The sequence below is a fragment of the Falsihalocynthiibacter sp. SS001 genome (assembly GCF_042445055.1).
GTDB lineage: Bacteria > Pseudomonadota > Alphaproteobacteria > Rhodobacterales > Rhodobacteraceae > Falsihalocynthiibacter.
Window position 1 is genome coordinate 1,012,069 of sequence record NZ_CP170339.1, and the last position, 19,295, is coordinate 1,031,363.

Consider the following 19,295-nt stretch of genomic DNA (forward strand, 5'->3'; position numbering starts at 1 on the left):
TGCTCGTGCAAATGTCTTCTCTGTCACGCCACGGAGTAACGACTGCTACTTCGCGATTTTGTCCGCAAGCAGCCTTCCGATGAACTGAGTTCCCTGGAAGCTTGAGAAAATGATCGCCAAGACTGAGGTCATGGGAACAGCAAGGATTGCGCCCGGAATGCCCCAGAGTGCGGCCCAAAATGACAAGGCGACCAAGACGACTGTTGGGCTTAGGTCAACGCGGTGCCCAATAACGCGCGGTTCTACAATGTTTCCGACCACGAATTGTACAACGCCAAGGCAAACGCCAAGAGATATTGTGAGCGGAATTGAGACGAACTGTGCAAGCGACAAGATCACCGGAAATGCGACACCGAGATAAGAACCGATATACGGAATGTAATTGAGTAGCCCGATCACAACGGCCCAGAAGAACGCAAAATCAATTCCAAATAGCTTCAGAATAACAAAGCTGACTACGGCGAGAAGCACGTTGATGAGTGTTTTCGTGACCAGATAGTAGCCAACCCTCGTATTGATTTCATTCATCAGGTCGAGCGTTTTTTGCCCTTCTTCTACCGTTGGAAAGGCGCCGAGGACTTTGGACTTAAAGGCCTTGCGTTCGCCAAGAAGGAACGCCGCGTAAATTACAATCAAGAGGAATGACGTGCTCATGTTTGTGAAACCACTGAGCACTTTAAGTAGGATCAAGCGCAGGTCGAACGACTCAATCGTAACTGCGCGAAGTTCGTTCCAGATGTTTTCTTTGTCCAATGAGTATTTTGCCGCGGCTCGATCAATAAGCAGATCGAGGTTGGCCTCGTATATCGGAGCAACTTCTGCGATCTCACGCACAGTTGCCGATGCGAGTACGACTAGGAACAGAAACGGAATACTGAAAATGGCAAGTATCGCTAGCCGCAACCAGACGTCCGATACATGGCGAAAACCAGGGAGGCGCTTCAATCCATCGGTTGCGGAAATAATGATATAGACCGCAATAACCGCGCCGACTAATGGCAAAATGATCGCGCGTCCTGCATACAGCAGCCAACCTATGGAGAGGGCCAAGAAAACTGCGAGGGCAAAATTGAGCAGTGGCGCATTTTTCACGTATGCGTTGTCCTCTGTTAAAGGTGGTTGGTCATGCAAAGCGCCAGCAGGCGGCTAATATTCGGATTTATATGGTATCTTTGTTGTCGGATTAAGCAAGCCGCAAGACTGTTGCCTTAGAAATGAAGTCACGCTTTCGCCCGTTCCGGTTTGCGAAATGCTGTCTCTTCACTGTGGTGTTTACAAATAATTGACAAATATAGATATCGTCTTTACAAATTTTTACCGAGGCCCATTTTGCCGGTAAATACTGAGGAATACCCCAAATGCACGAGATTGATTCCAAACTTCACGATGTCCTTATGGGGGTCAGTACCGCTACGCTGACTACGGCGATGTTTAAGCGCGGATTTAAGAATATCTATATTCAGAACATTCGCCGGATGAACCCCGGGCCAAATATGGTCGGGTTTGCGTATACGCTTCGGTATATTCCGTCACGCGAAGACCTTGACGGCCTAGAAACCTTTGCTGATCAGGAGAATCCCCAGCGCAAAGGTGTCGAAGAATGCCCCGCGGGCGCGGTATTCGTCATCGATTCTCGGGAAGATGCTAGTGCTGCGTCGGCCGGAGGAATTCTCGCGACGCGTCTAAGCGTGCGCGGGTGTCGCGGTATCGTAACAGATGGTGGTTTTCGGGATGCGCCAGAAATCGCCAAGATGAAGATGCCTGCCTATCACAACCGACCAAGTGCGCCTACCAACTTGACCAAGCATCATGCCGTTGGCATTAACGAACCGATTGCTTGTGGCGGCGTTTCGGTCTTCCCTGGTGATATTCTCGTAGGGGATAATGAAGGCGTTGTTGTGCTGCCCAAGCACATCGCGAGTGAGGTCGCTCAAGAAGCTGTCGAAATGACTGCGTTTGAGGATTTCGTTCTCGAATGTGTGCAAGATGGCGCATCGACATTCGGATTGTATCCGCCTACAGACCCGAAAACAGAGGAAAAGTACCTAGCGTGGCGAAAGAAGAACAACCGATAGGAACAACAGGCAGCGAACAGGATATTAAGCCTGTTCGTCGCCCCGTTCGTGACCGAACGCTCTCGGACCGTGTCTATGAGCGGATCGTGTCTATGATCGTGGAGGGGGAGTTCGCGGTTGGCGTCAAGCTGCCCACGGAGTTCGTTCTAAGCGAGCGCCTTGAGGTTAGTCGACCTGTTTTGCGGCAGGCGCTCAAGCAACTCCGCGAGGACGGGCTTGTTGTATCGCGCCAAGGGTCGGGTTCCTATGTGACGCGCCGCCCTGATGGTTCGGTCCTTGATTTCGCGCCGGTTGGCTCAATCGCTGACATCCAGCGCACGTTCGAATTTCGCGCAGCAATCGAGGGGGAGGCCGCGTACCTTGCGGCAAAACGCCGGAGTGAGCGCGATATTCAGAAAATGAAGAAGGCGTTCGATGAGTTGGACCGCTGTGTGCGTGCCAACGAATTGGGGGTCGAGGCCGACGAGGAACTCCACTTGGCGATATGTGATGCTGCCGATAATCGGTATTTCACGACCGCGCTTAATTCCATGAAGGCAAATATCCTGACGGGGATGAACCTTACGCGCAATCTCTCACTGACAAAACCGGCCGCTCGGCTTGAGCTTGTTCAGGCCGAGCACAGCGATATCCTTGAAGCAATTATTTCTGGCGATGCCGAGGCCGCGAGAGTCGCAATGCGATTGCACGTGGATAATGCGCGCAAACGGGTTTTTGAGGGATCATAGGACGGTACGCGCCGATTTTGAGCGCTAAATTCGATTGTAATACGCAGCTCAAGATTTCTTTTGCTTTATTATAAGATACGCCTTTTTTTAACACATGAAATTATCTACAACTCCAGCGCGCGCATAGATTTGTGAGCGCTTTGAATATTGTATCCAATCTGTTAAGTGTGGCAGAGCCGCTGCGAGCCAGCGGTGCTATGGTACGAAAAAGGCCTCGGAGGGCGGAATATGCTAGTTGGAAAACATTTGATCGCAGGAGAGTGGGTCGACACCGATGACCACTTTGAAAACACGCCCGTTTCTGGCGCGGCGGATTCGTTCGCAGTAGGGACGCCGGAGTTAGTTGACCGTGCGGCGCGCGCCGCAGAAGAAGCATTCAAAGAATACGGATACTCGTCGCGCGAATCCCGCGCCAAGTTCCTGAACGCGATTGCAGACGAGATTGACGCGCGCGGCGAAGATTTGACCGCGATGGGCGTAAAAGAGACAGGCCTTCCAGAAGCGCGCTTGAACGGTGAGCGTGGCCGTACTGTTGGACAGCTTCGTCTGTTTGCAGAGCACATTGAGAAGGGGGATTACCTCGATCGCCGTTTTGATGAGGCCCTTCCTGATCGTGCGCCGCTTCCGCGCCCCGAAATCCGCATGATGCAGCGTCCGATTGGTCCGGTAGCAGTATTTGGCGCTTCCAACTTCCCGTTGGCGTTCTCCACCGCAGGTGGTGATACTGCTGCAGCGTTGGCCGCAGGTTGCCCTGTTGTGGTGAAGGGCCACTCTGCGCATCCGGGCGTTTCTGATATCGTCGCTCAGGCAATTCATGCCGCGATTGAGAAATGCGGTGTGCACGCAGGCGTGTTTAGCCAAATCCAAGGTGGCAATCGCGCCGTTGGTCAGGCTTGCGTTCAGCACCCATTGATCAAGGCTGTTGGCTTTACTGGTTCGCTTGCGGGTGGTCGTGCGTTGTTCGATCTCTGTGCAGCACGTCCAGAGCCGATCCCATTCTTTGGTGAGTTGGGTTCCGTTAACCCAATGTTCATGCTTCCAAACCAAGTCGCGGCAAACGGCGAGAGCCTTGGCCAAGGTTGGGCTGGTTCGCTGACGATGGGTGCGGGGCAGTTCTGTACTAACCCAGGAATCGCAGTTGTCTTTGAAGGCGCAGAGAGCGAAGCATTCGTTAAGTCCGCTCAGGAAGCTTTGGATAAAGTTGGCGGTCAAACCATGCTGACTGACGGCATTGCTTCTGCGTTCCATTCTGGTCGTGACCGTGTAGCTGCAACCAAGGGTGTTCAAACGCTCTTGACTACAAGCTGTGATGCGCGCAACGCGACACCTTACTTGTTCCAGACAACAGCTGCGGAATGGCTTGCGAACGAAGAACTAGGCGAAGAGGTCTTTGGCCCACTTGGTCTGGTTGTAGTTGCAAAAGATGAAGACGAGATGGTCGCAGTGGCCGAGAACCTCGTTGGTCAGCTCACATGCACGCTGCACATGAATGACGCCGACACAGCGTTCGCGCGCCGCTTGCTCCCGATTCTTGAGCGCAAGGCGGGCCGTATTTTGGCGAACGGTTTCCCGACAGGCGTAGAAGTTTGCGACACAATGGTTCATGGCGGACCATACCCCGCGTCGACCAACTTTGGCGCAACTTCGGTTGGCACGCTCTCTATCCGTCGCTTCTTGCGTCCAGTGAGCTATCAAAACCTCCCAGAAAGCATTCTTCCTGCTGATCTCTAGGGGATCTACAAAAACGGTTATAGTAGGGCTCGCTTTTGCGGGCCCTTCTTTTATGGGGGACAGGGGGAATCGAAGAGAAAATCAGTCCGATTACGAGCGCTGCATTCCGCTGAAATTTTGTGCATCGAATATGTATTTCCTTAGTGCCTTGAATTTAATGAATTAAATTTGCGTTTTCTGCCAAATTGTTTTGTTGCGTTTACACATTTTTACAAATAAGTTGATCGGGTAACAAATTGGATTTGGGAGGATCCCTATGACTAAACCAATCAATAAATTCTGGGCTGGCGCGATGGGCGTGGCTCTTGCATTCGGTGCAACAGGTGCGATGGCAAAAGAGCTTCGCGGCTGGAACATCCACGTTGAAGACTACCCTGTTTCTCACGGCATGGAGCAATTCGTTGCCGAAGTCGCTGATAAGACTGGCGGCGAGATCACTGGTAAAGTTTATCACGGCGGTGTGCTGGGAAGTCAGCCAGATGCGATTGAACAACTTCGCCTCGGCGCTCTTGACTTTGGCGTATTCAGCCTCGGCCCAATGGGTCAGGCCGTACCAGAAGCAAACGTTGTTTCGCTTCCGTTTATCTTCAAATCCATTCCTCAGATGTACGAGTTGATGGATGGCGAAGTAGGGGCCGCAATCGACGCTGGCATGCAGAAGAAAGGCATCAAAGCACTGGCATTCTACGATGCGGGCGCGCGCTCTTTCTATAACTCGATCAAACCTGTGAACGAGCCTGCTGACGTTGAAGGTATGAAGGTTCGCGTTATGAACAACGACTTGTTCGTTGGCATGATCGAGTCCCTCGGCGGCAACGCGACACCAATGGCGTTCGGCGAAGTGTATCAATCCATCAAGACTGGTGTTGTTGACGGTGCGGAAAACAACCCGCCTTCCTATGAGTCGACAAACCACTTCCAAGTGGCACAATACTACTCGCTCTCCGAGCACCTTATCATTCCAGAGTGTCTCTGCATGAGCTTGAAGACATGGGAAAGCTTTACTCCTGAGCAGCAAGAAGCTGTGAAAACTGCGGCGATGGATTCTGCTATGAAACAGCGCGAGCTGTGGCAGGCACGCGAAGCAGCGTCGATGGAAAAAGTTAAAGAAGGTGGTGTTGAAGTTAACACAATCGAAGACAAGGCTGCATTCCAAGCTGCGATGGCGCCTGTTTACGAGCAATACCTTGCGGCCAGCCCCGACATGGCTGACCTTGTGAAAATGATCCAATCTGCGGAATAATTCGCATGGATAGAGGCCGCGCGGACCAACTGGTTCGCGCGGTTCTTCTTTGGGAGAATGAAAAAAATGAGCGAGCGGCAGCGGTGGACGGATCATCTCGTCCGAGTTAACGATTTTCTTAGCAGTGTATGTATGGCCGTCGGCGCAGTCGCGGTCGTTGTGATGGTTCTAACGTTTGGTTGGCTGGTTTTCGGACGTTATGTCCTGAACGTTACGCCCACATGGGTCGAGCAGCTTGCTCTGGTTCTGATCTGCTACATCACATTTCTTGGCGCAGCGGCGGGTATCCACACAAGAAGCCATCTTGGCGTGACACTCTTTCGCGATCTTACGCCGCCGAAAATACAAATCGGCCTACTTGTGGTCGGTGATTTGGTCGTCGCGGGCCTTGGCTTTGCGATGTTCTACTACGGGCTGGAATTGTCACGTTTTGGATGGTCCACACTTTTGCCGATGCTTGATGTTCCCGAGGCAATTAGAACCGCTTCGGCTATGTTTTGCGGCGCATTGGTCTTTCTCTTTTCTATATCGCGTCTGCTTGTCACAATCTTTGATGCCGACAAACGCGCAGCCTACCTCAGCGAAGGATTGGAATAATGGAATACGGATTGCTCATCCTTCTGGGCGTGTTTTTTGGTGGCGTTGTAATCGGTATGCCTGTTGCTTTTGCAATGGGAGCGGCTGCGCTCGGCGCATTCTGGTATGAAGGGTTCCCCCTTGTAACCACTTTCCAGCGCACGATTTCTGGCGTTGCCAGCTTCCCCCTCTTGGCTATTCCTTTCTTTGTTCTTGCGGGCGAGGTGATGATGCACGGCGGTATTGCGATCCGCCTGGTTCGTTTTGCCTCTACGCTGGTGGGTCACGTGCGAGGTGGTCTCGCTTCAGTCAATATTTTCTCATCGATGCTCTTCGGGGGGATTTCGGGATCGGCCATCGCGGATATTTCGGCGCTTGGCTCTATCCTTATTCCAGTCATGAAAGAGCGTGGATATCGGCCCGACTATGCGGTGAACGTAACTGTTACGTCTTCGATTGCGGGCATCGTTATCCCTCCTAGCCACAACATGATTATCCTTGCGGTTGCGTCCGGTGGCGTCATCGCGGTGGATAAGCTGTTTTTGGCAGGTGTTATTCCGGGCTTCTTGATGTGCGTTTGCCTTGCGATCGCGGCATACGTCATCGCGATCAAACACAAATATCCTGCCGAACCCTTCCCCGGTTGGGGAGAGGTCGCGCGTTCCGGCGCAATTGCGATCCCTGGATTGTTCACAGCCGTCATTATCATCGGCGGTGTGCTTGGCGGCGTATTCACTGTAACGGAATCTGGTGCGTTCGGTGCGATTTATGCACTGTTGCTAACGGGTCTTGTCTATCGCAGCCTGAGCTTCCAAGGATTGAAGACTTCGGTTCTTAGTACAGTTCGTACGACTTCGATGGTCATGATCCTGATCGGGTTTGCATCTGCATTCGCGTATCTGCTTGCCCTTTATCAAGTGCCGATGAAACTTAGCGATCTCTTGCTGTCGATCTCAGAGAACAAGATAGTTGTACTTATCATGATCAATATCATCCTGCTTATGCTGGGTATGATCATGGATATGGCCGCGCTGATCTTGATCTGTACTCCGATTTTCCTACCGATTACACGTGATCTGGGAATGGACCCAACGCAGTTCGGGATCATGATGCTGGTTAACTTGGGACTCGGCCTTTGTACGCCGCCCGTTGGAACCTGTTTGTTCGTTGGCTGTGCCGTGGGCAAGATTAAGATCGAACAATGCCTGAAGACGATCTGGCCGTTCTACTTGGCCATTCTCGCGGCATTGGTGCTGATTACTTATGTGCCGTCGTTCTCACTGTTCTTGCCGTCGCTACTAGACTAGCGTGGAAGCATTATCGGGCGGTGCAATTGTGCCGCCCGAATTAATCTAATCCCATTCAACGCCATACTCGCGAACGATGCCTTGAATCTGCGCTTCCGAAAGTAGGTTCGGCCCCATCCCACGCGTCATTAGGGTGAGCTTGGCTGTTTCCTCCAGCTCCTCCATCGCGTTTGCCGCCGCATCAAGGTTCTTGCCTGCGACGACTGGCCCGTGATGTGCCAATACAACCGCGCTGCGCTTGCCTGCAAGGCCGCGAATGGCTCCGCCCATAGCGGGGTCGCCAGGCATGAAATACGGAAGCAACGCAACCTTTCCCAAGCGCATCACGCCATATGCCGTAATCGCGGGGAGCATATTGTCTGGGTCCGTGTCGGGCAGGGTAGAGAGCGCCACCGAATGGCAGGAGTGAAGGTGCACGATGGCTCCGGCCTTGTCGCCGCGCGTGTCATAGAACGCTTCGTGGAGCGCCATTTCCTTGGTTGGATTATCGCCGCCAACATGGCGCAGTTCCGCGTCAAAGCGCGACAGGCGCGCAGGATCAAGGCGGCCAAAACAACTCCCCGTCGGGGTCACCAATAGCCCTCCATCATCGGTACGGGCCGAGATATTACCGCTCGCGCCGCTAGTAAGGCCGCGATCGAACAGGGATTTGGCGATTGTGCAAATATCTTCGCGCAGGCGGTTTTCTGGTGTCATGACTTTTCCCCTACTATACCGGAGTATCCATATGCGTCAGCAACGCATCCGCAGTTGTTGGATTTACCGCAAGGCCTGTGTCATACAGGATGGCCAAGCGTAGAAGCGATTTGACATCAACATCATGCGGAAGCGCCGAAAGCGGATCGATAAAGAACACAAGCGCATCTAGCCGGTCTTCGGCAATCATCGCGCCAAGTTGTGCATCACCACCGTGCGGGCCACTCTTAAGCGGTGTCACGTCTAGCCCCAGCTCACTGATCAATCGGCCACCCGTCGTACCCGTCGCATAAAGCGTGTGCTGGGATAGCTGCTCAACACGCGGACGCGCCCACTCTATCAATGCTTCCTTCATCCCGTCGTGCGCAACAAGTGCGAGTGTTTTCGGCTGGGACATAAATCTCTCCGCGTCAAATAAGGTTGCCTTTGCGTAAGACTCCAGAGTCATTGTGTCAATTGCTGAGCAGTAAGGGAGTGAGCGAGTTTTCTTGAGGAGACAACGACAGGTGGCTACAAGAGAAAAAAACGAAGGGCCGATAATATGATCTCGCATGAGCATCAGGTGATTTTTATTCACCTGCGAAGAACGGGTGGAAATTCGATTGAAGAAGCATTGGGGCAATTAAGCTACTCGATAAGAACCTAGAGCCGACAACCCAATGGGACAACGAGTTGCATCGAGGTGAGAGCAACTACAAGATTGACCGGCACGGACATTATCTCCACGACACGGCCCTACAGGTGCGCAAAGCGTTTCCCGAAGAGTTCGCCACTTATTTCAAATTCTCTATTGTGCGGAACCCTTGGGCTCAGATGGTGTCGCTCTATCTTCGTCGTGAACAACAGGGTGCCAAGAAGAGCTTCTCAGAGTTCTTATCCGGATATAAACGTGTCCGAGGAACCGTTCCGCGGCATAGTTTATACAATAGACGTGGGGAGTTACTTATGGATTACGTGGGTGAATTTGAAACGCTAGACCGTGATTTCGCGGAGGTATGCAGCCGCGTAGAACTGAAAGCCGAGCTACATAAAATAAACAAGAGCCGTTCATTTGACTATCGCGATCACTATAGCGACGCGGACAAGAAAATAGTCGACACAATGTTCGAAGAAGATATCGAGACGTTCAAATATTCTTTCTGAAATAGCTTTGCGCAGGAATGTTTCCTTGCACCAGTTGCTGTCGTATCATTTCGGGGGAGGGCAATTTGGAGATCAAAGTGACAGATCAAAAACTTTCCGATGGGACTGTGCATGTTCTCCCAGATGATTTGCGGGAGGCGCTGGTCGCTGATGCGAGTTCTCGTGCGACGTGGGAAGATATTACGCCGCTCGCGCGCAATGAGTGGATTCGCTGGGTCGAGTCCGCGAAGAAACAAGAGACGCGTGAAAAGCGTATTCGCTGGGGATGTGAAAACCTTGCCGACGGGAAGCGCCGTCCATGTTGTTGGCCCGGATGTCCCCATCGAGGTTAGCATCGCGACACTTACTTCGCCGCAATGCTTTCCCTAAATGAGTATATTGAAGCCTCCTCAATCTAGTCTGAGAAACAGAGTTTGTTTCCGTCAAGATCCCTCACATACGCCGAGAAGCGCGGCCCGCGCTGATTGGGCTCTCCTTCGCTTGTACCGCCAAGATCAATCGCCAACCTAAAGAACCTTTTGACGTCTTCGCTGTCACCCACACAGAAGCCAACCATTGTACCGTTTCCAACCGTGGCCGGCTTTGCATCAAAAGGTGTAGCCGTTGCAAAGGCAAAATCCTCTCCGATCCAGTAAGCCATTCTCTCTGACGGCGAAACATGCTGAAGTTCCGACTGTGCAAACAGGGCATCATAAAATGCCTTTGAGGCATCCATGTCGTTCGTTCCAACCACAAAGTAGTTCATTCTCATCATTTTTTCTCCTGTTTCACCGATAGCGTTCGGTGGGATTTGTTGCGGGTGTGTTTCCAGTGTTGCTCCCTCATATTGATAAATAAGACAATTTATGTCTTATTAGTTGCATGACCCGGACAAATACTCATGAAAGGCTTAGGCGGCTGGAGCTTTTGGCTGTTCAGCTAAAGCAAGACGTGCATTGCACCATCAAAGATCTGGCGGCACAGCATGGAGTGAGTACGCGCACGATTGCGCGGGACCTGTCCATTATGAGAGAGCAGGGCATACAGATCGACGCCGATCGTGGGCGAGGTGGCGGCGTGCGCCTCGACCGAAACTGGGGTGTGGGCAGGATAAATTTGGCTTACCCCGAAGCTGTCGATCTACTCATCAGTATCGCTGTGGCAGAGCAAATGAACTCGCCGATTTTTTTGGCGAGTCTTGGGTCCGTTCGGCGACAGTTAGTGGCCTCGTTTTCACCCGAAAAGCGTACCAAGGTGAACCGATTAAAGTCACGCATACTGATCGGTAACACGTCTTCTACCTATGTTCAGGCGAGCGCCAGCTCCCCGCCAAAACGTGTTGTGCAAGCAGTACATCAGGCGTTCATGAATCAGGAGGTGCTGGAGATACGTTATCAACGTGAGGACGGAGAAAGCTCTGAACGGCTGATTGAGCCTCACTATCTCTTGCTAAAATATCCGATTTGGTACGTTGTTGCATTTGACCATCTCAGGAACGAGCCAAGGACATTTCGCTGCGATCGAATGCTTGCAGCAAAAACAACGGGAACGCATTTCAGGTTGTTGGAAAAGGAAGAGTTCCGGCAATCACTGGACGGTGACGATCTCGCTGTTTGAGAGAGTCGTGCATTAGCTACTATTTCTGCGGATGAACACACAATCGCTTACGATAACAGTCAGCGAGGTACCAAGTGTTTCAAACGGGAAATGGTGGAGCCTAGGGGAGTCGCGGTTGTGTCAGCAAACTCCTTTATTTTCAGTAGGTTGCGGTTGATGTTTGTTTTGCGATGGTACGGCTTACTGTAACAGTTTCGACATTGCGATCAAGTGCTAGCGCCGTCCCGTGCAACTTGAATGCCCACAGCAATTCTTGATGTCACTAATATCTGACTTGTTTAGATTGTTTGCCAACGCTTGGTCATTTGTGTCAGGGTTCCGTGGGGGCAGTTGGAGTTGAGTTTTCATGGAGACGTTTCTGAGTTTGTTGAGCGTTCTCGCGCTGTTGATTATTATCATAGTGCCGAAATTACCCCGTCCTAGACCCAGATACCGTGGGAGCCAAAGTAAGCGCCCATCGCCACCGAAAATTGTTGAGTTTGAACCCCGCATACGAAAAGCGCCCCAGTCGCGATTGAGTACGCAGCCGTCGGCCGTGCATCTGTATGATGATGAGAAAGCGCCGCCACCTGTTGCCCCGCTCCCCGCAGGGACTAAGATCACAGGGACTGCTTATGTAATAGACGGGGATACTATCGTTTTGAAGAAACATAAGATCAGACTGGCAGGGATCGACGCACCTGAACTTCATCAGCCGTGGGGTAAAAAGTCAAAGTGGGCTATGGTAGCGATATGCAAAGGGCATGAAATTACAGCCACAACTACGGGAGAGACATCTTATGATCGACAGGTAGGGGTTTGCGTTCGTGCTGATGGAGTCGACATAGGAGCCGAGTTGATAACCCAAGGGCTTGCATTGGATTTTGGCCACTTCTCGGATGGTAAGTATCGACATTTAGAACCGCATGGAATTCGCAAAAAGCTCAATTGGTCAAAGACTGTCAATAATGGCTGATGCTGGTGCGTGCGCTGTCGAATGTAATGCCGTTGCGGCTTTGGATGGTTTCAACGGCCTTGCAGAAACATAAATTGTAAATGGTAAAGCAAGCTTACTCCAAGACCCGATACACCGTCGACCTAGCCACCCCTAGCTGCCGTGCAATCTGGGTCGCCCCTAGGCCTTCGACGTCTCGCAATCTCTTCACTTCGTCCACGTCGATAGATGGCTTGCGCCCCTTGTAGACCCCTTCAGCTTTGGCCTCAGCTATTCCTTCCATCTGGCGCTCTCTGTGCAAGTTGGTCTCAAACTCAGCAAAGCCCCCAAGAATCTGAAAGAATGATATCTCTGCAGCTGTGCTGGTGCCTACGGGTTGCTCGGTGCCGCCATATTTACCGCCACTTTTGCCGTTGTCTTTCTTGGGATTGCGAAATAGGCACTCGTCACGTCGATTGCTGGCGCAATTGCGAATGCCAACAAAGCAAAACTCACAACACATATTTTCGCGAACTTCTACATCTTCATTCCTGCCGCCCTTTTGGGAGCCGCTCAGCGAGACTTTAACCAATGAGGCAGAACAGCGTTAACCTTGTTGTTCACGGCATTGATCTGATCAGAAGTAACTGAAAATAGTATAGCCATGTAGGAGGTCCAAATATACTCCCTCATGGCTATGCCAATTTAGAGTGACACCAAGACCTAACCTGCCAACCGGAAGTAGTCGGATTCAAAGTTTCTCTCCATACCGGCGCCGTTACAAAAACCCATGTTGGAGTTGGACGTTCCGCTAATGTCGTCTCCGGAAATGATCGAAGCGCCTTTAATGCCTTGCGCATTTGCCGAGAAAGAAATCGTCTCTTTTGCGATCAGCTGACTTCCGAAAATCTTGAAGTCGGAAGCAAAATCCATTCCGCCCATTGAGACCATCTGAGACCCGCCGCCCTCAAGGCAATCGTCATCACGTCCCAACTGAAATGACGATGGCGCATTGAAAGATTTGGCACCGGTATCCGTTGTTGCAAAGATGGATTCCTCCACAATGGTGCCTTCGCCGAATTTCACTTGGCAGTTCGTAATGAACACAACTTGCTTAATGTGTGCCCCGCCTTTGATAAAAGCTTGGCCGCCGCCACCGCAATTCAGAATATGCACAGCTCCCTGAACAAAATCAGTCTCTTCCATTTGTTTTTGTTTGAGCGTCACAGTGTCTTCGGTGATATAATCGGGCAAATATGAAGGGTCTTCGTCTTGCAAGCTTTGGATGATCGACTCGATGCGATTCACCGTGCGCATTTGATAGGAGGCTTGTCCTAGCGCTTCTTTTAGCCCGGCATTCGTATCAAACCCACTTTTGGGAAGGTCGATGTCGTTTGAATCGGGCATGGAAACGACGGTGCCAGACTCAAAAGTATTGTTTGAATTGAGAGATACATAGTTTTGCGCGTGAATGCAGAAACCTTCGCCATAGAGGTTATTGCTTTGAACATCGACGATGTCGGCCGCGACAAAACCCTCACGAAAACATGCGGGCCTGTAGGTTACGAAAACAGCACTTGTCCTGACGTCGAATGCGGTCATCCCGACCAGACGAAACAAAAAGCTCTCGACGCTATTCAATTTACTGGACAGGCGGCTTGTTGTAACCATGACGGCCGAACGGGACCCACTTTCAGCAGTAAATTTTCGTTCGTTGTAGTCCCACTTCCCAAATTGAATATCGTCTACGCTGAGGGTTGTCCCAAACCGATTATTTGGCGCACCGTATGAGGCCACTTCAATTGCTTTGAGTTTGGAGGATTCCTCGTCGTTAAATTCACGGTGGTAGAGAGCCGCATGCGCCGCATGATCGGCTGAAACTTGAAGGTGCGTTTGGGCCGCAATAATATTTGAATAGTCCACAGCCGCCGCCCCTACAGCCGCCGCAGCCGTAAAGAACAGTAGCCCTAAAATCGTTGTGTTTCCGTTTTCAACACAGACGAAAGACTTGATGCGCTGGCGGGTGAGTTTCATGAATGTATTCATTTTAATACTCCACTACATGCTCGGCTCTAACGAGCAGATTAATATCCAAAAGTCCTGTCACCATACCGACGATTGTAAGTTCACTCGACGGGAACTCAACTTGGCTTTGGATCGATCCGGACGACAGATTCGAAGTTGCAACTGCCGAGGGAGATATCGACGCCAATGACGCGACAATATAGTCCTCTAAATCTGCAGTGCTTTCGAACCAACCCGTCGAATATTTCCGGTTTGCGTCTTGAAGCGTTCTTAAGGCTTCTGTGCGTCCGTTGAATATGAGGGCAGCATCGACCAAAAGAGAAAAGAGCATAAGAAAGGCCGGAAGGATCAACACGAACTCAACCGTCGCGGTTCCACGTTCATTCTTTACAAATTGGAGTGCTTTCTTTTTGCTCTCACAAATAGTCATAGACCTGTTCTCTTTTTGATGTTCGGCGGGGATTTTCATAAACCTGCATTGATATTTTCGAAGTTGTTCTACTTTTGTATGCAAGCACTGTGGTAAAAATAGGGCGAGAAATAAGAATTTCCTATCACCGACCAATCCGTTGATATTTATGTAGAAAGTTTTATTTTTTTCTTGAGGGAGTGTTCAGAAAAAAGGCATATCAAGCGCACATACCAGCGCTTCCCTTTTGTGGCCAAACGCTCCAAATCAGCGGGAGTTCGGCTGAGCCGCTACCATTGTTTGGACCACTCGGCTGGAGATTTTCCGAGGGTTTTGAGCTCAGGGCGCTTGCTGCAGGTTTGAGCCAAACATCAGTGTGATCGGAGGGTTGTTTCCGATTGCGCTGTGCGGACGAACTTCGTTGTAGTCTCTCACCTTTGCCCGACAGGTAATGCTAGCATCGCCGAGAGGGCCATTCCTTCGTTTTTGACCGTGCATCGTCAAGGCTCATGAACCAGTGCGCGTTCAGGCACTCTGCACGAAACTTGCCGTTAAACTTTCGATGAAGGCATTCGCCATGATCACTCGTACCAGTGGCGCGACATAGCTCATTCGGTTGGCTGACCTGGCCGGGAAAAGTCCAAAACGACGCTCCGTTAATAAACCCTTAGATCCAAGTTACGAAAAACGAACTCCGATCCCTGGTCCGCGCGAATGGACTTTGGGTAGCCTAACTTGCCACATACTCTTTCAAGGGTCTGGACAACGTCTTCGCCTCGGTACCTGAACCTTGGATAAATCGCAGGCGAGAACCGAGAGAACGTGTTTATGATAGTCAGCACACGGGGCTTGCGACCAGTAGCCAGTTGGTCGTGCACAAAGTCCATTGCCTATGTTTCGTTGCTTTGCGTTGCCTCCATTCGATCCTCCCGCAGTTTAGCTTTGACCCGGCGTTCGGCGTTTTGTTCCGCAGTTGCAGACCCATTTCGTTGTAGAGCCGGTAGACACGCTTGGCATTCACCCGTTGCCGGCAGGCGGTGGTTACACCGCCGAGAGGGGCAAGTTTCGCCTCGTAACTGGACATCGATGCGCCGATAGCCATAGCGCACACGGGTCTCAGCAATCTCTTTGATACGTCTCTTGAGTTCGGCCTGCTCGTCGCCGTGCGCTTTGTAATGGTAGGTCGAGCGATGCGCCTGCATAACGCCACAGGCACGCCGAATGCAAACGCCCCTAACCGCGCGGACCTCATTGACCAGTTCCCGGCGACAGGCAGGCCTCAGAGCTTTCGTTTGATAACGTCCTGCAACATTGCATTCGCCATTGTCTCAGACCAATGGCGGACAAAGGCTCATTCCAAAGACAGATCGGCAACCAGGCGCTTGAGGCGGGTGTTCTCTTCATCAAGCATTTTTAGACGCTTCATCTCGGACCGCATCAGCCCACCCTATTTTTTTGCGCCAGTTGTAGAACGTAGCTTCGGCTATCCCCGTCTTGCGGCAAACTTCAGTGATGCTTGTGCCTTCTTCGACCTGCTTCAGAGCAAACGCGATTTGCGCCTCTGTGAACTTGCTCTTCTTCATGAAACCCTCCTTCTCACATTGCGGGGATCATAATTGGAAAATTCCAGCTTGGGACGGTCCAGTTTTCGGGAGGCAGGTCACGGAAGTAGAATATGCCATGTCGGGACCGATAGATATACGCATGTAGCTTCATTATGTGTCACACCTGTGTGTCACACTACTCTAATGTTTAGCTAAGGTATTGAACTGTAAGGGTTTGGTGGAGCCTAGGGGAGTCGAACCCCTGACCTCTTGCATGCCATGCAAGCGCTCTACCAACTGAGCTAAGGCCCCTTTGCAACCTTGGTTGCGTAGTGGTGTTTAGGGAAGCGCGGGGGGGAGTTCAAGAGGAAAAATCCCGCGCCTCACTTTAACTATCGTCGTCGTCGCTAGAGACGTCAGCGATCTCTTCGAGAGGTACCGTATCATCGTCGTCGTCGTCGTCATCGAGGAAGTCATCCCCGAGATCTACGTCGTCGATTACATCATCATCAAGCGCCGCATCGTCCACTTTGCTTGCTTCGTTTTTCGTTGTCTCGGCATCCGCTTTGTCCGCAACCATTGTGCGAGCTTTGGCGCTGTTGTCGAACTCAACTTCTTCGCCCGTGTAGGGGCTGATGATAGGCGTTTTGTTCAGGTCGTAAAACCGCTTGCCGGTTGTTGGGCAAACACGTTTAATACCCCATTCTTCTTTGGGCATGGATGTCCCCTTCAAGCTATCGAATAATTCAGAGTTGCAGCCAACTGCCACAACATTGATAGGGTGTCAAAGGCTTTTGGGATTTGAACCCAATTGAAGCGGTGATTATCATATGAATAGTTGGTATGTGCAATCCAATCCGAGCAAAAAGGGCCTTTAGTGCGACTATTTCTTCCTGGTGATCCGGCAGTCGAAGTGCGGCTGCGCCGATCCGGCCGCGCCAAACGACTCAGTTTACGGGTGTCGCGGTTGGACGGGCAGGTGACCCTTACAATGCCCAAGCACGCCAAGGATAAGGAAGCAGTTGATTTTGCTAATGAAAAGGCTGATTGGATTCGTGGCCATGTTGGCGCGCGGCTTGCTGAGTTGCGGCCCGAAGTTGGTGGTTGGATTTGGTTCCGAGGTGAGAAATGTCCTATCCAATCTGGCGGGGGGCGCTCTGCTCGGTTCGTGGATGGTGCCATTTCTGTGCCGGATGCGGCGGAAAAAGTGCCACTGAGGGTCGAGAGCTTTCTAAAACTGGCCGCGCGCGCCGATTTGGTTTCGGCAAGCGAGGGATTCGCGCGGGACCTCGGCGTGGAAATTGGCCGAGTCACCCTGCGTGATACGCGCTCTCGCTGGGGCTCATGCACATATGAGGGGAACTTGATGTACTCATGGCGGCTGGTGATGGCCCCGCCAGAGGTGCTTCGATATGTGGCCGCCCATGAGGTGGCGCATCGCCTTGAAATGAATCACTCCGTCGCGTTCTGGGCGCAGGTTGCACGTGTATTTCCCGACTATGCTAGGCCGCGGAAATGGCTGCGTGATAATGGTGAGGAACTCCATCGGTTTCGTTTCAAGGATTGACACGCTCAGCTTTGTGATCACATTAGGTTCATGCAACTAAAGAACCGCCAAAACGATGCTATTCACGAGCAACTTTACCGCCACCTGCGGGCGAAAATCATGCATGGGGAGCTTTCGCCAGGGCAGTCGCTCACCCTTCGTGGAGTAGGGGAAGAATACGGTGTTTCGATGACACCCGTGCGCGAGGCCGCAAGACGCTTAGTGGCCGAAGGCGCGCTTACACTTTCGTCGTCGGGGCGCATATCGACACCGGATTTGACGAACGAGCGCATTGAGGAATTGGCCGCGCTGCGGGCTTTGCTGGAGCCTGAACTTTCAAGCCGCGCTTTACCTCGGGCGCATATGGCGCTCATTGAACGCTTGCAGACAATCAACGGAACCATCGCAGAGCATGTCGCCAAGCAGGATGCCGTTGGCTATATCCGCACTAACCTCGAGTTTCATCGCACCCTTTATTTGCGTGCCCAAGCGCCAGCGATCCTCGCGATGACAGAGACAGTCTGGCTGCAACTCGGGCCAACGATGCGTGCGCTTTACGGTAAATTGCGTCGCACAGACCCCCCGCGGAACCATAAGCTAATTATTGCAGCGCTGCGTGCAGGGGATGAGCCGGGCTTGCGGTTGGCAATTCGAACAGATGTGACGCAGGGGCTGCGTTTGCTGATTAGTTAGGTCTGATTCTGACTGATATTATACAGATTTATTGAAGCTGTCGGAAGTGCGGCGAACATCTAGCTTTTCTGTCCGAAGGTGGCCTGCGAGATATCTAATTGATTTAGATAGGTATTTAATACCTCCGTTGATGCTGTTTTGGTTGTAAATATTTGTAATATATGGGTTGAGATTTGTGAATTTAGGGCCTAACCATAGGTCAAATACCAAATCGGCGACAAATCTACCGAGAGTGAATTACATTCTTGGGGTTGGCCGAAGAGTGCGTTGAAAAACAGGAGTTATCTATGAACCTCAAAGGAAAAACAGCGATCGTTACGGGCGGTGGCCGCGATATCGGACGCGCATGTGTGATGCGCTTGGCCGAAGCCGGCGCAAACGTCGCCATCAACTATTTTCAATCCTCTGAAGGAGCGGACTCTGCCGTTGCCGAGATCAAAGCCGCGGGCGGAAACGCATTTGCCATGAAAGGCGACATGACCAAAGAGGCCGAAGTCGCGGCGCTGGTTGAGAAAACAGTCGAGACCTTCGGCGGTGTGGATACGCTGATCCATGTTTCGGGCGGAATTATCAAGCGTGTCCCGATCTCCGAGATGTCGCTGGATCATTGGAACGCAGTGATGGAGCTTAACACAACATCGTTCTTCCTCGCGGTACGGGCAGTTATCCCACATCTGGGCGAGGGCTCTTCGATTGTTTCTATTGCGTCTCAGGCGGGACGTGATGGCGGTGGCGCGGGTGCTGCGGCCTATGCGGCGTCCAAGGGCGCAATGACAACGCTGACACGTGGTTTGGCCAAGGAACTCGGGCCGAATACGCGCGTTAACGCGCTTTGCCCTGGTATGATTGATACCGACTTTCACAACCTTTTCTCCAAGCCAGAAGTGCGTACACACGTTGCGAGCATTACGCCGCTCAAGCGCGAAGGAACGTCCGAAGAGGTTGCGAACCTAGCGGCATTCCTCGCCTCTGACGAAGCATCGTTCATCACAGGTGCTAACGTAGATATCAACGGCGGGTTACTATTCTCTTAAGGCTCCGATCTGAGAGTATTTAGTTATAAAACGAGA

Annotated in this window: 21 protein-coding genes, 1 tRNA gene and 1 pseudogene; 13 read left to right on the forward strand and 10 right to left on the reverse strand. The window is 51.8% G+C overall.

Annotation, left to right across the window (positions count from 1 at the left end; translation table 11 throughout):
* Nucleotides 1-45: 45 nt before the first annotated feature.
* Nucleotides 46-1,092: an AI-2E family transporter gene (locus tag ACFE33_RS05025; protein WP_380057751.1), complete on the reverse strand. Its 1,047-nt coding sequence runs from the start codon at nt 1,090-1,092 to the stop codon at nt 46-48.
* A 266-nt stretch (nt 1,093-1,358) separates the two neighbouring features.
* Between ACFE33_RS05025 and ACFE33_RS05030 the strand changes: the two genes are divergently transcribed.
* From ACFE33_RS05030 to ACFE33_RS05055, 6 genes are all read left to right on the forward strand, one after another.
* Nucleotides 1,359-2,075 carry a ribonuclease activity regulator RraA gene (locus ACFE33_RS05030; RefSeq protein WP_380057753.1) on the forward strand — a complete coding sequence of 239 codons (717 nt, stop codon included), beginning with the start codon at nt 1,359-1,361 and terminating at the stop codon, nt 2,073-2,075.
* Nucleotides 2,051-2,803, forward strand: a complete 753-nt coding sequence (locus ACFE33_RS05035) for a FadR/GntR family transcriptional regulator (RefSeq protein ID WP_380057756.1) — start codon at nt 2,051-2,053, stop codon at nt 2,801-2,803. The genes ACFE33_RS05030 and ACFE33_RS05035 overlap by 25 nt, the downstream gene beginning before the upstream one ends.
* 228 nt (nt 2,804-3,031) lie before the next feature.
* Entirely contained in the window at nt 3,032-4,534 is a 1,503-nt protein-coding gene (locus ACFE33_RS05040) for an aldehyde dehydrogenase (NADP(+)) (protein ID WP_380057759.1), read from the forward strand.
* Nucleotides 4,535-4,790: 256 nt separating this feature from the next.
* Complete coding sequence (locus ACFE33_RS05045) at nt 4,791-5,777, forward strand: TRAP transporter substrate-binding protein (RefSeq protein ID WP_380057761.1); 987 nt, start codon at nt 4,791-4,793, stop codon at nt 5,775-5,777.
* A gap of 132 nt (nt 5,778-5,909) precedes the next feature.
* Entirely contained in the window at nt 5,910-6,374 is a 465-nt protein-coding gene (locus ACFE33_RS05050; protein WP_380057763.1) for a TRAP transporter small permease, read from the forward strand.
* Nucleotides 6,374-7,660 (forward strand): TRAP transporter large permease, encoded by a 1,287-nt coding sequence (locus ACFE33_RS05055; RefSeq protein ID WP_380057766.1) that lies wholly within the window; start codon nt 6,374-6,376, stop codon nt 7,658-7,660. Before ACFE33_RS05050 ends, ACFE33_RS05055 begins: the two co-directional genes overlap by 1 nt.
* A 45-nt stretch (nt 7,661-7,705) precedes the next feature.
* Here ACFE33_RS05055 and ACFE33_RS05060 read toward each other — a convergent pair whose 3' ends face one another.
* A complete protein-coding gene (locus ACFE33_RS05060) occupies nt 7,706-8,356 on the reverse strand; it encodes an aldolase (RefSeq protein WP_380057769.1) in 651 nt (216 codons plus the stop codon).
* Between the two features lie 13 nt (nt 8,357-8,369).
* Nucleotides 8,370-8,753 (reverse strand): methylglyoxal synthase, encoded by a 384-nt coding sequence (locus ACFE33_RS05065; protein WP_380057772.1) that lies wholly within the window; start codon nt 8,751-8,753, stop codon nt 8,370-8,372.
* A gap of 548 nt (nt 8,754-9,301) precedes the next feature.
* Between ACFE33_RS05065 and ACFE33_RS05070 the strand changes: the two genes are divergently transcribed.
* Together ACFE33_RS05070 and ACFE33_RS05075 are read left to right on the forward strand one after the other, a co-directional pair.
* Complete coding sequence (locus tag ACFE33_RS05070; RefSeq protein WP_380057774.1) at nt 9,302-9,499, forward strand: hypothetical protein; 198 nt, start codon at nt 9,302-9,304, stop codon at nt 9,497-9,499.
* A 77-nt stretch (nt 9,500-9,576) separates the two neighbouring features.
* A complete protein-coding gene (locus ACFE33_RS05075) occupies nt 9,577-9,831 on the forward strand; it encodes a YdeI/OmpD-associated family protein (protein ID WP_380057777.1) in 255 nt (84 codons plus the stop codon).
* 62 nt (nt 9,832-9,893) lie between these two features.
* On the opposite strand, the gene ACFE33_RS05080 is transcribed toward ACFE33_RS05075, so the two are convergent.
* A complete protein-coding gene (locus tag ACFE33_RS05080; protein ID WP_380057780.1) occupies nt 9,894-10,253 on the reverse strand; it encodes a VOC family protein in 360 nt (119 codons plus the stop codon).
* 107 nt (nt 10,254-10,360) lie between these two features.
* Between ACFE33_RS05080 and ACFE33_RS05085 the strand changes: the two genes are divergently transcribed.
* Both ACFE33_RS05085 and ACFE33_RS05090 read left to right on the forward strand, forming a co-directional pair.
* Nucleotides 10,361-11,095: a helix-turn-helix transcriptional regulator gene (locus tag ACFE33_RS05085; RefSeq protein WP_380057783.1), complete on the forward strand. Its 735-nt coding sequence runs from the start codon at nt 10,361-10,363 to the stop codon at nt 11,093-11,095.
* A 346-nt stretch (nt 11,096-11,441) separates the two neighbouring features.
* Nucleotides 11,442-12,050, forward strand: a complete 609-nt coding sequence (locus ACFE33_RS05090; protein WP_380057785.1) for a thermonuclease family protein — start codon at nt 11,442-11,444, stop codon at nt 12,048-12,050.
* 94 nt (nt 12,051-12,144) lie between these two features.
* Here ACFE33_RS05090 and ACFE33_RS05095 read toward each other — a convergent pair whose 3' ends face one another.
* The 6 genes and pseudogenes from ACFE33_RS05095 to ACFE33_RS05120 form a co-directional block, all read right to left on the reverse strand.
* Nucleotides 12,145-12,531, reverse strand: coding sequence for a helix-turn-helix domain-containing protein (locus ACFE33_RS05095; RefSeq protein WP_380057787.1), 387 nt, complete (start codon nt 12,529-12,531; stop codon nt 12,145-12,147).
* Between the two features lie 200 nt (nt 12,532-12,731).
* Entirely contained in the window at nt 12,732-14,054 is a 1,323-nt protein-coding gene (locus tag ACFE33_RS05100; protein ID WP_380057789.1) for a pilus assembly protein TadG-related protein, read from the reverse strand.
* Nucleotide 14,055: 1 nt separating this feature from the next.
* Entirely contained in the window at nt 14,056-14,463 is a 408-nt protein-coding gene (locus ACFE33_RS05105) for a TadE/TadG family type IV pilus assembly protein (protein ID WP_380057791.1), read from the reverse strand.
* Nucleotides 14,464-14,781: 318 nt separating this feature from the next.
* Nucleotides 14,782-16,025, reverse strand: a pseudogene (locus tag ACFE33_RS05110) (IS3 family transposase).
* Between the two features lie 197 nt (nt 16,026-16,222).
* Nucleotides 16,223-16,298, reverse strand: a tRNA-Ala gene (locus ACFE33_RS05115).
* A 76-nt stretch (nt 16,299-16,374) separates the two neighbouring features.
* Complete coding sequence (locus ACFE33_RS05120) at nt 16,375-16,704, reverse strand: TIGR02300 family protein (RefSeq protein ID WP_380057792.1); 330 nt, start codon at nt 16,702-16,704, stop codon at nt 16,375-16,377.
* A 159-nt stretch (nt 16,705-16,863) separates the two neighbouring features.
* On the opposite strand from ACFE33_RS05120, the gene ACFE33_RS05125 reads away from it, so the two are divergent.
* The 3 genes from ACFE33_RS05125 to ACFE33_RS05135 all read left to right on the forward strand — a co-directional run bounded on the left by ACFE33_RS05125 (nt 16,864) and on the right by ACFE33_RS05135 (nt 19,259).
* Entirely contained in the window at nt 16,864-17,553 is a 690-nt protein-coding gene (locus ACFE33_RS05125; RefSeq protein WP_380057793.1) for a M48 family metallopeptidase, read from the forward strand.
* 30 nt (nt 17,554-17,583) lie between these two features.
* A complete protein-coding gene (locus tag ACFE33_RS05130) occupies nt 17,584-18,225 on the forward strand; it encodes a GntR family transcriptional regulator (RefSeq protein ID WP_380057794.1) in 642 nt (213 codons plus the stop codon).
* Nucleotides 18,226-18,512: 287 nt separating this feature from the next.
* Nucleotides 18,513-19,259, forward strand: a complete 747-nt coding sequence (locus tag ACFE33_RS05135) for an SDR family NAD(P)-dependent oxidoreductase (protein ID WP_380057795.1) — start codon at nt 18,513-18,515, stop codon at nt 19,257-19,259.
* The last annotated feature ends 36 nt before the right edge of the window (nt 19,260-19,295 follow it).

Bases quoted from the DNA above. Each gene is read 5' to 3' on its own strand.
- ACFE33_RS05030 (WP_380057753.1), top strand. From the start codon at position 1,359: ATGCACGAGATTGATTCCAAACTTCACGATGTCCTTATGGGGGTCAGT.
- ACFE33_RS05040 (WP_380057759.1), top strand. From the start codon at position 3,032: ATGCTAGTTGGAAAACATTTGATCGCAGGAGAGTGGGTCGACACCGAT.
- ACFE33_RS05045 (WP_380057761.1), top strand. From the start codon at position 4,791: ATGACTAAACCAATCAATAAATTCTGGGCTGGCGCGATGGGCGTGGCT.
- ACFE33_RS05050 (WP_380057763.1), top strand. From the start codon at position 5,910: ATGGCCGTCGGCGCAGTCGCGGTCGTTGTGATGGTTCTAACGTTTGGT.
- ACFE33_RS05055 (WP_380057766.1), top strand. From the start codon at position 6,374: ATGGAATACGGATTGCTCATCCTTCTGGGCGTGTTTTTTGGTGGCGTT.
- ACFE33_RS05060 (WP_380057769.1), bottom strand. From the start codon at position 8,356: ATGACACCAGAAAACCGCCTGCGCGAAGATATTTGCACAATCGCCAAA.
- ACFE33_RS05065 (WP_380057772.1), bottom strand. From the start codon at position 8,753: ATGTCCCAGCCGAAAACACTCGCACTTGTTGCGCACGACGGGATGAAG.
- ACFE33_RS05070 (WP_380057774.1), top strand. From the start codon at position 9,302: ATGGATTACGTGGGTGAATTTGAAACGCTAGACCGTGATTTCGCGGAG.
- ACFE33_RS05080 (WP_380057780.1), bottom strand. From the start codon at position 10,253: ATGATGAGAATGAACTACTTTGTGGTTGGAACGAACGACATGGATGCC.
- ACFE33_RS05085 (WP_380057783.1), top strand. From the start codon at position 10,361: ATGACCCGGACAAATACTCATGAAAGGCTTAGGCGGCTGGAGCTTTTG.
- ACFE33_RS05090 (WP_380057785.1), top strand. From the start codon at position 11,442: ATGGAGACGTTTCTGAGTTTGTTGAGCGTTCTCGCGCTGTTGATTATT.
- ACFE33_RS05095 (WP_380057787.1), bottom strand. From the start codon at position 12,531: ATGTGTTGTGAGTTTTGCTTTGTTGGCATTCGCAATTGCGCCAGCAAT.
- ACFE33_RS05100 (WP_380057789.1), bottom strand. From the start codon at position 14,054: ATGAATACATTCATGAAACTCACCCGCCAGCGCATCAAGTCTTTCGTC.
- ACFE33_RS05105 (WP_380057791.1), bottom strand. From the start codon at position 14,463: ATGACTATTTGTGAGAGCAAAAAGAAAGCACTCCAATTTGTAAAGAAT.
- ACFE33_RS05120 (WP_380057792.1), bottom strand. From the start codon at position 16,704: ATGCCCAAAGAAGAATGGGGTATTAAACGTGTTTGCCCAACAACCGGC.
- ACFE33_RS05130 (WP_380057794.1), top strand. From the start codon at position 17,584: ATGCAACTAAAGAACCGCCAAAACGATGCTATTCACGAGCAACTTTAC.
- ACFE33_RS05135 (WP_380057795.1), top strand. From the start codon at position 18,513: ATGAACCTCAAAGGAAAAACAGCGATCGTTACGGGCGGTGGCCGCGAT.